Origin of the sequence: Shewanella sp. SW1, assembly GCF_025653545.1 — a bacterium.
GTDB classification, from domain to species: Bacteria; Pseudomonadota; Gammaproteobacteria; order Enterobacterales; family Shewanellaceae; genus Shewanella; species Shewanella oncorhynchi.
Genome location: NZ_JAKKSG010000018.1, coordinates 82,893 through 95,407, shown reverse-complemented (window position 1 = coordinate 95,407; position 12,515 = coordinate 82,893). Strand labels below are relative to the sequence as shown.

11 protein-coding genes are annotated in these 12,515 nt (G+C 47.8%); 4 read left to right on the top strand and 7 right to left on the bottom strand.

Features of this window, described 5'->3' with window-relative positions:
* The first annotated feature begins 30 nt into the window (after positions 1-30).
* Both L5M71_RS16520 and L5M71_RS16515 read left to right on the top strand, forming a co-directional pair.
* A complete protein-coding gene (locus L5M71_RS16520) occupies positions 31-1,044 on the top strand; it encodes a LysR family transcriptional regulator (RefSeq protein ID WP_263208759.1) in 1,014 nt (337 codons plus the stop codon).
* Positions 1,045-1,121: 77 nt separating this feature from the next.
* A complete protein-coding gene (locus tag L5M71_RS16515; protein WP_263208757.1) occupies positions 1,122-2,003 on the top strand; it encodes a patatin family protein in 882 nt (293 codons plus the stop codon).
* Here the strand turns inward: L5M71_RS16515 and L5M71_RS16510 are convergent.
* Positions 1,987-2,928 (bottom strand): LysR family transcriptional regulator, encoded by a 942-nt coding sequence (locus L5M71_RS16510; protein ID WP_113940308.1) that lies wholly within the window; start codon positions 2,926-2,928, stop codon positions 1,987-1,989. The two genes, L5M71_RS16515 and L5M71_RS16510, sit on opposite strands and share 17 nt — an antisense overlap.
* A gap of 28 nt (positions 2,929-2,956) precedes the next feature.
* The gene (locus tag L5M71_RS16505) at positions 2,957-3,814 is read right to left on the bottom strand and encodes a DMT family transporter (RefSeq protein ID WP_173248142.1); all 858 of its coding nucleotides are present in this window, start codon (positions 3,812-3,814) and stop codon (positions 2,957-2,959) included.
* 193 nt (positions 3,815-4,007) lie between these two features.
* Here L5M71_RS16505 and trmL point away from each other — a divergent pair, with 193 nt between their 5' ends.
* Positions 4,008-4,472 (top strand): tRNA (uridine(34)/cytosine(34)/5-carboxymethylaminomethyluridine(34)-2'-O)-methyltransferase TrmL, encoded by a 465-nt coding sequence (gene trmL, locus L5M71_RS16500; RefSeq protein WP_006079682.1) that lies wholly within the window; start codon positions 4,008-4,010, stop codon positions 4,470-4,472.
* A gap of 29 nt (positions 4,473-4,501) precedes the next feature.
* Here trmL and L5M71_RS16495 read toward each other — a convergent pair whose 3' ends face one another.
* Positions 4,502-5,053 (bottom strand): hypothetical protein, encoded by a 552-nt coding sequence (locus L5M71_RS16495; RefSeq protein ID WP_212599557.1) that lies wholly within the window; start codon positions 5,051-5,053, stop codon positions 4,502-4,504.
* A gap of 212 nt (positions 5,054-5,265) precedes the next feature.
* Here L5M71_RS16495 and L5M71_RS16490 point away from each other — a divergent pair, with 212 nt between their 5' ends.
* Positions 5,266-7,293: an alpha/beta hydrolase family protein gene (locus L5M71_RS16490; protein ID WP_263208755.1), complete on the top strand. Its 2,028-nt coding sequence runs from the start codon at positions 5,266-5,268 to the stop codon at positions 7,291-7,293.
* 88 nt (positions 7,294-7,381) lie between these two features.
* Here L5M71_RS16490 and L5M71_RS16485 read toward each other — a convergent pair whose 3' ends face one another.
* The 4 genes from L5M71_RS16485 to L5M71_RS16470 all read right to left on the bottom strand — a co-directional run bounded on the left by L5M71_RS16485 (position 7,382) and on the right by L5M71_RS16470 (position 12,386).
* Positions 7,382-8,845, bottom strand: coding sequence for a M16 family metallopeptidase (locus L5M71_RS16485; RefSeq protein WP_263193043.1), 1,464 nt, complete (start codon positions 8,843-8,845; stop codon positions 7,382-7,384).
* Positions 8,842-10,173, bottom strand: a complete 1,332-nt coding sequence (locus L5M71_RS16480; protein ID WP_263208752.1) for a M16 family metallopeptidase — start codon at positions 10,171-10,173, stop codon at positions 8,842-8,844. The genes L5M71_RS16485 and L5M71_RS16480 overlap by 4 nt, the downstream gene beginning before the upstream one ends.
* 137 nt (positions 10,174-10,310) lie before the next feature.
* Entirely contained in the window at positions 10,311-11,711 is a 1,401-nt protein-coding gene (locus L5M71_RS16475; RefSeq protein ID WP_263208750.1) for an amidohydrolase, read from the bottom strand.
* A gap of 258 nt (positions 11,712-11,969) precedes the next feature.
* Positions 11,970-12,386: a hypothetical protein gene (locus tag L5M71_RS16470; RefSeq protein ID WP_113940298.1), complete on the bottom strand. Its 417-nt coding sequence runs from the start codon at positions 12,384-12,386 to the stop codon at positions 11,970-11,972.
* Between the last annotated feature and the right edge of the window lie 129 nt (positions 12,387-12,515).

Sequence of the window (12,515 nt, the reverse complement as noted above, 5' to 3'; positions counted from 1 at the left end):
TAGGTATTCACTTGTAAGAGTTACTTAAAAATGAATAAAAACATGATCAAAGGGATGATCGTTTTTGCGACAATCGCAGAAAAGGGCTCAATGAGTGCCGCAGCGCAGCAATTAAATCTCAGCTCGTCGGCGGTAAGTCAGCAAGTGACCAAGCTCGAAATGGACATGGGGATCAGCCTATTCCACCGCAATACCCGCAACCTCACACTCACCGAAGCGGGCAGTTTGTTCTATGAGAATTGCCGCAAGGTCATAGCGATAGTCGAAAGCACGGAGCAGAAACTTAATAACTTGAAAGGTATTCCATCAGGGGAATTAAAAATTGCCGCGCCTATAGGATTTGGCGGCGGCCTGTTAAGCGAACCTTTTAATTACCTATTGGCAGCACATCCACAGATAAGTTTGAATTTACTGCTGCAAGATGGCCCGATAGATATAGTCAACGACGGTATCGATCTGGCGATTTGCATCGGCCCCTTATCGGATTCCAACTTAATTGCCCGCCATTTAGCCGATTGGCGTATGTTACTGTGCGCCTCCCCCAATTATCTGCCAATGCATAAAAACCTTAGCCACCCAACGGAGTTAGCTGAATTAAATCGGATCTATCACACTTATGCTAAAGGCGATATCTTAACCCACGCCTTCAGCCAAGAGTGTTTTGAACTGACAAGCCAGCGAATTAGCGTCAACAATATGCAGGCGTTAATTCAACTCACACTCGATGGTCTAGGATTTGCCGCCCTGCCCGAACCTGAAGTACACAAATACCTCGAAAGCGGCCAACTGGTCACCCTATTACCCGAATGGTCACTCAATACCTACAGTGTTTATAGCGTAACGTCGGCGCGAGATAAGCAGCCCGCAAAAGTGAAAGAAGCACTCAATGCACTTAGCCAATACTTTAGTCAGGCAGATTTTCACCAAGCCTATCATGTTAATCTGGGCCATCAAAAAGATGGTGTAAACGATAACGTAACCAATATCTTACCAATTAAAACTAAGAAAAAGTCACATCATCTTGATGTTGGTCACGCATCTTGAGGATACCTTACACGCATTCATTTCTGCGCTACGCTGGGGTATTCTGCGGTGATAAACCGATAAAAAGATGTAACTCGATGAAAGATGTGGCCTTAGTGTTGGAAGGTGGTGGCCTCAGAGCCATTTATACCGCAGGTGTATTAGACGCGTTTTTACAGCAGTCACTTCACTTCAACTATGTAATTGGGGTATCTGCAGGTGCCATTTATCCCGCGTCCTATGTATCCCGCCAATTTGGTCGCAATCTCCACATTCAGCAGCAATATCTCAATGACAAACGCTATATGGGCATCCGCCATTGGCTGGCAACGGGTAATTATGTCAATACAGACTTTACCTACCGTCGCATGGCTTATGAGTTGCTGCCATTTGATTTTGATACATTTTTAAATAGTAATACCGAATTCAAGGTCGGCGCCTTTAACTGCAATACAGGAAACACCGATTACTTTGGTATGGCTGATTTTAACGACCACGATAAATTACTCAACGTGCTCATTGCCTCCTCTAGCCTGCCTTTTATGTCTAAACCCAGCGTGATTAACCAACACCATTACCTCGATGGCGGCATCGGCGAACCGATACCGTTAGCGCAATCACGCAAAGATGGTTATGCACGCCAAGTGGTGATCTTGACTCAAGATCAGCATTACCAAAAATCCGCGATGAAAATGAATTGGTTAGCCCGCAAAACCTATAAACGCTACCCCGCCGTTGCCCATGCGCTAAGTGAACGCCATCGTGTTTATAATCAAGCATTAGTCGAGTTAAACCAAGCCGTTGCGAATAATAACGCCTTTGTGATCCGCCCAGCGCAACCACTTAACCTATCGCGGCTCGATCGCAATATCGGTAAAGTAACCGTCGTCTATCAGCAAGGCTTAGCAGATGGGCAAAATATCTTGCCCACATTAATCACTTGGTTAGCCGCACCAAAAGTGCCTAAAACTGAGGTGTAATCGAACGCAGCACTTGGCTAATAATCAACTCTCGCAGCCATTTATGGCTCAAGTCGTGTTCGAAGTGTTTGTGCCACATCAATAAATACGCACCGGGGATCAGCTTGATGGGTGATGGTAAAGACTGAAGCTCAAAAGACTTCATCACAGCCAAGGCATAGCGCGAAGGTGCGCAGAGGATCAAATCGCTCTGTTCACACAGGGTGAGAGCACTCTGAAAGTCGGTCATATTCACGGCAATATCCCGCTGACGGCCCTCGAGTTGCAACACATCATCCAGCAACCAATGCTCTAAACCGCCAAAGGCCACTTGCAGATGGCGATAACTCAAGAAGGTATCTAAATTCCATTCTTGTGTTAACGCCGGATGATCACGACGCATCAAACACACGGGATAATCCTGCACTAACTCAACATGGCATAAGTCATCGGGAATATTATTCACATGCATGGGCGAGCGCTCATCCCACTCGCGGCAACCTATGGCTAAGTCGATGTCGCAGCGCAGTAATCTGTCCATGGTATCGAGTCGCCACGTTTGGCAATTGAGACTCACACCGGGCGCTTGAGTGAGCAACATGGGCATAAAATGAGGAAAGGTCAGTGAATAGGTGGTTTCGACCAAATGCATTCTAAACTGTCGTTGGCTCAAGGCGGGTTCGAAGGTGTCCGGCCGAGTAAATTGCGCCAATTGCTGTAAGCATTGGCGCAACTCAGGCGCGAGTGACAAAGCCTTGGGTGTCGGTTTTAGGCCGTAGGCGGTACGCTCAAATAAAGGATCATCAAATACTTCCCTCAGACGTGTGAGCTGTTTACTCACCGCCGACTGGCTCAAATGCAACCGCGCAGCTGCAGCGGTCACGCTTTGTTCCTCAAGTAGGATTTCGAGTACGGGCAGTAAATTCAGATCCAAACGTTTTAGCATCTATGCCTCATTCACCCCAAAATAATGACTAGGGTTGCACTTTTTTAAATGGATTTAACCTTAAATTCTGCGGTAACTTCATCAATAACAGTGACAATAAAATCACCGCTATTCCCATCCATTGGCGCATATCTAAAGTTTCCCCCACAATCATGACCCCTAATGATACGGCAACCACAGGGTTGACTAAAGCGACCATACCCATGATTTCTGGCCCTAAGTTTCGCATAGACCACAGCCAAGCCCAATAGGCAACAGCGGTGTTGGCAATCACTAACCATATCAGTGAAGGTACAAGCGTCATACTCGGTAGCTGCGGTGGCCCTGCCATAAACCAAGCCAGTGGGATCAGCATCAAACCGCCCAATAATAGCTGCCACGCGGTCAGCACTAAAAAGTCACCCACATCCCACTTTTGCATCCAGCGAGAAGAAAAGGCAATTAACGTCGTGGCACTCAGCATGCAAAGTACGCCGATAGGATCGAGATCCGCCGAAGGGTTAAGCAGTAAAATGACCCCACCTAATCCCATCAAACCTAATAATAACCACTTCATTCCTGGGCGTTTTTTATCAATGAGCCAAGCCAGTATTAAGAAGATGAGCGGCAGAGTAGCCCCTAAGGTTCCCGCCACCGCGCCCGGCAAACGATACGCGCCGATAAATAGCAAAGTGAAGAAGGCACCGATATTACAAAAAGCCAGCAAACCAAGCTTTGACCACACCAGCGTTGGCAAACGAGGACGCAGCATCAGCATTAATATCCCCGCAGGCAAGGCACGCCACACGGCTACCCAGTAGGGCGACATGTCATGTAAGTAGAGACTCACTAACGCATAGGTCGTCCCCCAAAATACAGGAGCGAGTAACGCAATAATAAAGGGCATAATGACTTCTTAAAAAGTATCTCGATGTTGAGATATATTACTTTGAGATAATAAAACAGGCAAGCCTTGAGATAACAATTCCACCTATCACAACCTCTATTGCATGAACTTAGCCAAATCCACCCACAACAGACACTGCGCTTGGGCACAGTTTGCCGTATAATCGGCCGTCATTTTCTACAGGCGGGCCAGTATGTTCCATATCGCACTCTATGAGCCAGAAATCGCACCTAACACAGGTAATATCATTCGCCTTTGCGCAAACAATGGCTGCCAGCTGCATTTGATTGAGCCATTAGGTTTTGATCTAGAAGAGAAAAAGCTACGCCGCGCGGGTTTGGACTATGCCGACTTAACCAATGTGACTCGCCATAAAGACTTCGATGCTTTCCTCGAAGCCATGGCTGGCAAGCGCATTATGGCCTGCACCACTAAGGGGAGTCGCCCGCATACTGAGCTGAGTTTTGCCAAAGACGATGTGCTGCTATTCGGCCCAGAAACCCGAGGTTTACCGATGGCGATTATCGAATCCATCCCCACTGAGCAGAGACTACGCATCCCCATGGCGGCCACCAGCCGTAGCTTGAATCTGTCTAATGCGGTGGCAATTATCAGCTATGAAGCATGGCGCCAACTGGATTTTGCTGGCGCACTTTAAGCGCTATCGAAGGTAAATCGGATTGGCGACTATGGAGATGGCGCGACTGGCGTCATCTCTATCCCGCGAAAAAGCTGATAGCGATCAACATCATCGTCTAAATATTGAATATTCTGCGTCCATTGCCATGCGTTAGCTTGAGCACCCGCCCCCTTTGCCTCGAACAGTAATTGAATTAACGCAGACCGAGCAGTCACCACGCCCTCACCCAGCAAAGAATAATCGCCATTTTGACGATATAAGCTAAAGACCTGCTGCTTCTCTTGGGACACGCCATCGTAATAGGTCAACAACACTTGCTCGCCCTGCTCCCTAAACCACCAGGTTTCACTATAGGGCGCACGCGTGCCAACACTCACAGACAATAACAGCTGCCGCTTATCATGGGAGCAAAATCCGGTGACTGTGACTTTTCGTGGCACTTCCCCCACTTTGGCGGCATCGCCCACCCATTGACCGGTAAACTGAGGGCAAAACTCACTAAAACTTACCCTAGCCGCGTGTGCAGCCAGAGGAATAGCAGCACTCAGTGCAATTGCCACTCCCCATAATAGTCTTAATCGGTTGATTTTATTCTGCATCTACCTAGTCCTCAGCCGAAATATCACCCTAGATTAGCCTGTAATTCTGCCATCAACAAATCACAATTAGCCGACAACTATTCACAGATGCTTACACAAAGCGTCCCGCTATGGGTTATCACTCAGTTTGCTTTCATGCTCGGTTTCTATACTCTCGAATCTGCACCACAAATAAAATCATTATAACTATATGTATGATAAGGAGACTCACAGTGAAGAAGACAGGAATCTTATTGCTCTGTCTGTTGATGCCATTCGGCTCAGCATTTGCGGAGCAGGGTAAACCGCTCTCGGTGGAATTGCTCTGGCAACTTAAGCGTATTGGTAGCCCAGTCGTATCGCCCTCTGGTGAGCATATTATTGCGCCAGTCACAGAATATGATCTGAAGGAAGATAAAGGTTCGACCCAGTTATGGCGTTTTGATGGCGAAGGTAAAAATAATCGCGCGATTACAGTCAAAGGGTTAAAGGTGAGCGAGCCCGTGTTTTCGCCCGACGGCAAAACCTTGGCCTTTGTGAGTGAGCGAAATGAAGACGACGCAGGCCAAATCTACCTATTGCCTATGGACGGTCCGGGTGAAGCGCAGCGCTTAACCGACATACCTACTGGCGTAAATGGTATTAAATGGGTTGGCAAGCATTTGTATTTCATCAGCAATATATTCCCAAATCAAACATGGGACGAGATGAAGACCCAACTAAAAGCCGACGAAGACAATAAGGTCTCCGCTCGCCAGTGGAACGCTTTGCCCTACGCTCAGTTTGATCACTGGTTAGATGAACGTCGCCAAGCCCATGTATTTAGGCTCCCCGCTTCGGGCGGCGAAGTCGAAGCCGTGACGCAAGCACTCGGCCATGAGTTACCACGCTCGAGCCAAAGCAGTTCAAGTTACGATATTTCGCCTAATGAACGCTTAATTGCCTTCAGTACTTATGGCTCAGACAACCGTATCGACCCTAAACTGGATATTTTCCTTGCGACGATTGGCAGTGGTAAAGCAGAGAATATCACCCCAGAAAATCAAGCCGCTGATGCTGATCCCAGCTTTAGCCCCAATGGCAAAACGTTGGCTTTTACCCGTCAGAAAATCCCCGGTTTCTATGCCGATACTTCAAGGCTGATGTTACTGGATATCGATAGCCGTAAACTTAATACGCTAACACCAGAGTGGGATCGTTCGGTCAGCCAATTTAATTGGACCCCCGACAGTAAAGGCTTTTATGCCACCATCGAAGATGCCGCCACTAACCGCATTTATCATATCGATGCCAAAAACGGTAAAGTCAAAGCCATTACAGAGGCAACTGACTTTGGCCAACCCGCCATAAGCAAAGACGGTGAACTGATTGCCACCAACGAGAGCTTTTTGCACCCAGCGCGCTTGGTCAGCATTAATCCCCGCAATGGTAAGACGGTACGCCTAGAGAATTTTAATGACGATATTCTCAAAGATGTTGATTTAGGCACTTACGAATCAGTGACCTACAAGGGATATCAAGATCAAGATATTCAAATGTGGGTTCACTATCCCCCCGGATTCGATCGCAGTAAAAAATATCCACTCTTTATGCTAGTTCACGGCGGGCCACACAACGCCATTACTAACGGTTTCCATTACCGTTGGAACGCACAAACCTTCGCCTCTTGGGGATATGTCACTGCTTGGCCAAACTTCCATGGTTCTAGCGGCTTCGGACAAGCGTTTGCCGATGCGATTAACCCAGATTGGAAGAATAAATCCCTCGAAGATGTGCTCAAGGCTGCCGACTGGTTTAAACAGCAAAGCTGGATAGACAGCGACCGCATGGTGGCGGGTGGCGCAAGTTACGGTGGTTATCTGACCTCAATTATTTTAGGCCAACCACATCCCTTTAAAGCCTTGTTGATCCACGCTGCGGTTTACGACATGTATTCACAAATGGCGTCGGATTTTGCCGTGCACAGCACCCGATTTGGCAACTACTGGGATAATCCTGAGCTGTATAAAGCCATTTCTCCGCATTACTTTGCAGCTAACTTTAACACTCCGACCTTAGTCAGCCACGGTCAGCTCGACTACCGGGTACCTGTGGGACAAGGATTTGAACTGTTCCGCACCCTGCAAACTCGCAATGTGGAATCACGGATGATTTACTTCCCCGATGAAAATCATTGGGTTATGAAACCCAATAACTCTATCTATTGGTATAACCAAGTGAAGGATTGGATGACCCATTATGCTAAGCCGGGTGGACAATAAACGCTGCATCTAGCACCAAGAACAGAAAAGCAAAAGGTCTGCACTATGCAGACCTTTTCTTTATTGAATCAAGCCTCGCAATGATGGCTTATTGGCCAAATCCCGTGGCTTTAATATCGACGGTTTGCACTTTGCCGTACTTAGCAGCAATCGGTGCAATCTTAGCCGCATTGCCAATCAGCACAAATTGCAGATCTTTTTGCGGGAAGTAAGTTTTCACTAACCTTTGGGTTTCTTCTAAGGTCAAACCATCCACCTTAGCTTGGAACTCATTGATAAACTTATCATCGAAACCGTACAAATACATGCCAGATAAGAGCCCTGCCAGCTGACCTGAGGTTTCAAACTGAGGCGGGAACTGACCCTTAACATAGGCTTTAGCCGAATCTAAAGTCGCTTGATCTACACCTTTCTCCCATAAACGTGCATAGGTTTTTAAGGCTAGATCCATCGCTTCTTGAGTGGTTTCCGTCTTAGTGAAAGTGCTGATTGTGAATACGCCCGAATCGGTATAAGGGCTAAAACCTGAGCGCGCGCCATAGGTTAGCCCCGCGTTCACCCGCAGCTCGTCGTTAAGCCAAGAGGTGAAACGACCACCTAAAATAGTGTTCACTACCGTTAAACCTACATAGTCTGGATTGTCACGACTAATACCTAAGCCCCCAATCACAAAAGTAGTTTCGATTGCATCGGGTTTATCCACCAGCAAGACTTTGGCCTCACTCAACTGAGGCAAACCTTGGTTTAAATCAGGCTGCACCAGCTTTTCGCTGCCCTGCCACTGACCAAAGGCTTGCGCCAGCTTGGCTTTCATCGTCGCCACATCAAAGTCACCCACAACAGTTATCGCGGTATTGGAAGGTTGATAGTAACTCTTATGGAAGGCGCGCAGCTGCGACACAGTCACTTGTTCAAGCGAATCACTGTTACCCGAAGCCGCATTACCATAAGGATGTGCACCAAATACGAGCTTATCGAAGTAACGACCAATCACCGCCCGCGGGCTCTCTTTATCCTGCTGCAGCCCAGCAATCGCGCGCTGTTTGAGTTTATCGAACTCGGCGGCATCAAAATCAGGCGTTAACATCGCCGCGCTAAATAAGCCCAGCATCAAGTCAATGTCCTTCGCCATAAAGTCAGCACTCAGATAACTGCCTTCCTTATCCGCTTCGGCCACTAAGCTTGCACCGAGAAAATCCACTTGCTGCTCGATATCAGCCTTAGATTTCCCCGCCGCACCTAACAGCAAGCCTTCTGCTGTCATTTGTGCCACGCCTGCGGTGGTGTCATTCACTGCACCAGCGCGTACCACGGCATTTAAGGTAATTAACGGCACTTCGCGCTGCGGCATTAAGTACACAGTTAAGCCGTTATCTAACACAAACTTATCGTAACTTGGCATCGCAAAGCTGCCAGTATCGACCCGTTTTGGTGCCGATGTCGTAGCACAACCCGCTAAGGCTAAACTTGTGCCTAGGGCTAATGCGGCCATTAACTTAGACGATTTCCCAAGTGATGCCATCTTAAGTGATTTCACTGCTGTCGATTTCATAGGGAAGACTCCTCAGTTGCCGCCAGCACAGCCACAGTGCGATTCGATTTACGTAAGTAGGTTTGGGCAACTCGTTGAATATCCGCAGGCGTCACCTTGTTATAGGCTTCAGGTGCATTAAATAACTTGTCGTAACTGCCAAAATACATCTCATAGGTGCCTATGGTATTAGCCTTACCATTAATGGTTTCCATCGAGCGATAAAAATCCATCAACTTAATATTTTTAACTTTATCCAGTTCTTGCTGGGTAACACCCGTTGTCGCAATCGCATCGATTTGTTCAATCAACGCATGCTCCAGCGTCGAGGCTTTCACCTCAGGTGTAGCAACACCCATCACATAGAAGAGGTTAGGATCGACCGACATCGGCATGTAGGTTTGCGCTTCTAAGGCCACTTGTTTATCAACCAATGATTGATATAAACGCGAGCTATTACCTTGGCTTAGAATCGAGCTTAATAAATCCAGCGCATAAAAATCCGCATGGGTTGCCGCCGGAATATGGTACGCCAACATTACGTTAGGTGTGCTGACCGATGCCTTTTGTACAAAGGTGCGACGCTCACCCTTTTGCTCAGGTTCGACAGTGCGAATCGCTTGAGGCGGAGTCTGTGCCGGAATAGGCGCAAAGTACTTGTCTGCCAAGGCTTTTACTTGGGCAAGCTTTACATCACCGGCAATCACGACCACGGCATTGTTCGGCGCGTAATAGGTTTTATGGTACTGGACTAAATCTTCCAGCGACCAAGCGGCGATATCCGACTCATGGCCGATCACCGACCAAGAATAAGGGTGGGCTAAAAATGCCACGCCTTTGATTTCGCCTTCGAGAGCATTCCAGTTAGAGTTTTCTAAGCCAGTGGAACGCTCCGACTGCACTACACCACGTTCGCTATCGACCATGGCTTGGTTGATATCTAAGTTAGCGATGCGGTCAGCTTCGAGATCGAACATAGTTTCGAGCGCATTGGCGGGGAACCAATCGGTATAAACCGTCATGTCTTCAGTGGTATACGCATTGTTCGCGCCACCTGCGGCTTCCATAGTACGGTCGAACATTTTTGGGCCGTACTTTTTCGAACCGTTGAACATCATGTGTTCGAAAAAGTGCGAAATACCGGTAATGCCGGGCACTTCGTTACGTGAACCGACCTTCCAAAATAAATACATGTTGGCATTGGGAATTGAGGCATCTTCTAGCACCATGATTTTCATGCCGTTATCTAGCGTGAAACTCTTAATGTCTTCTGCCGTGGTGGCCTGTGCTTGGCTTAGGGGGTTCAAAAGTCCCATGGCCAACACCAGAGCCGATAGCGTGCGCTTCATCTTGTTCGCTCCTTGCTGTAAATATCCACATATAGAGGTAAATTGTTTAACAAATCAAGCGCAGGAAGCGTATCCCGCGCCGATTTTTTGTAAGCTCAAGTTATACCGCAGTGCTTACGGAATAATACGTTAGCCACTTATTGGGCTTTGAGCGCCGTTAACGCCACTTTGGTCATGGCCTCAACGCCCACTTTTAGCGCGCTTTCATCCACATAAAATGCCGGGGAATGATTGCTAGCCGCCGTTTCAGGGTCAGTTCCCTTTGGCGTAACCCCAAGGAAGAAAAACATCCCCGGTGTTTCTAAGGCATAGTAAGCAAAGTCTTCGGCACCTGTGATTAACCCAGGTTCAATCAGCATCTTATCGCCCACCACACTCGCAAGCACAGGCCGCATACTGGCGACTAATTCGGGATTGTTGACCACCACAGGATAACCTTGATGGATCTCAGTAGTGGCAGTCGCCCCTAAGGTTTTCGCCGACAGCTCGGCCATTTGCGCTAGACGCACTTTAATATCGGTGCGCATGGGTTGGTCGAAGGTGCGAATCGTGCCAATCAGCTCGACTTCATCGGGAATAATGTTAGAGCGAATACCGCCATTGACCGCGCCAAAACTCACCACCGCCGGCGCTTTAGTGATATCCACCTGACGGCTGACGATCGTTTGCACGTTAGTGATAATTTGTGCCGCAGCGACGATAGGATCAACCCCATTCCAAGGACGCGAACCGTGGGTTTGGCTGCCTTTCACTTTGATTATAAAAGAGTCTTCACTCGCCATTGCTGGGCCACTGCGCAGGCCAACCATGCCACTCGGCATACTCGAGGTGACATGCATACCAAATACTTGCTCGGGTTTGCGCTGAGCAAACAGCCCTTCTTTGAGCATCAATTCCGCGCCGCCCTCTTCACCCTCTGGCGCACCTTCTTCAGCGGGTTGGAAGATAAACATCACATCCCCCGCTAGACTGTCTTTCACTTTAACCAAGTTTTCAGCCACGCCCATCAACATAGCCACATGGGTATCGTGACCACAGGCATGCATCACCCCCACTTTTTGATCGCGATAAGTGTCAGTCGCCTTAGAGGCAAAAGGCACATCGACCACTTCAGTCACAGGCAGTGCATCCATATCTGCTCGAATCGCAATCAACGGACCAGGCTTGCCGCCCTTCAGCTTCCCGCCTTTCAAAATGGCCACCACGCCCGTATGTGCAACACCCGTTTGCACTTCTAATCCTAAGGATTTCAGATGTTTTTCAATAATCTTGCTGGTACGAAACTCACGGTTAGACAACTCAGGGTGTTGATGCAAATCACGACGCCAGTCGATCACCTTTTGCTCCACACCCGCCGCCAACTTAGCCGCATCAGGCATAGCACTGGTCGCCGCTTGCACTGAGGTTAAACCTGTGCCCATAAAGCTTAAGGCTAAGGCCGACGCGAGTAAGGTCTTAGAAAAACGAGATTGGTTTACTAGGGGCTTAAATTCAAATGATGATGTTGATGCAGCAAATGATACAGAGGGTAAAGTCATAGCGATAGCCTATTGTTGTTTTTATAAGCTACCTAAACTACACGGACACTGAGGAATTGTTAATAGATTTAATGATAAAGGTAAAAAAGACTGTGCTTCATTAGAGGCTGTCTTTAACCGTCATTCCCGCAATGTTTGTGGGCTGGAATCCAGCTTTTAGATAAATCAACCTGAAAAAAGATAGGGATGGCGGATCTCAGTTAAAGAAACTCAAGGCAACGGAAAAGCTGTCCTAATGCTTGGCATCGTTAGCTTTAGTCACAAAACAACAAATTCACGATTTTCTTTAAAACCACATGGCCATCGGCCTTGGCTATACAACTCAGCCACCTCACTCCATACGCCCTTTTGTCTGAGAGCTGCTTCTCTCGCTGCCATTTTGAAGGCAAAGAGTGCGCCGCCTCTAAAGCTCTCAGTAAAATCATGAGGACCATACACAAGCAAAGGATGTGACCGGCCAATTTTTCTCAGAGATCTGAGCGCCGATTTATACACAAGCATCTCTGCGTCTTTTGTTTCCTCACATTTTTTCGGACCATTCAAAGGATCCTCTTGATCTCTGCTTGTAGGCAGCCACTCCCATCCATATGTAGAACCCAATACGCCTTCAATCGGACTTGCAGCCGAGAGCCAGTCAATAAATTCAACTTGTTTGGCTAGATATTCAGGTGTCATAGGAAGTTAACTCCGTGTTAAAGGAGTTTCAAACTGAATCAGCAGTTTGAACTTCCAGTGAGTAAAGCGAAGGATTTTAAACGCTTTGTTACGTTTTGCTCCTTAGCTTGGTTTACCAGCCAAAGTCTA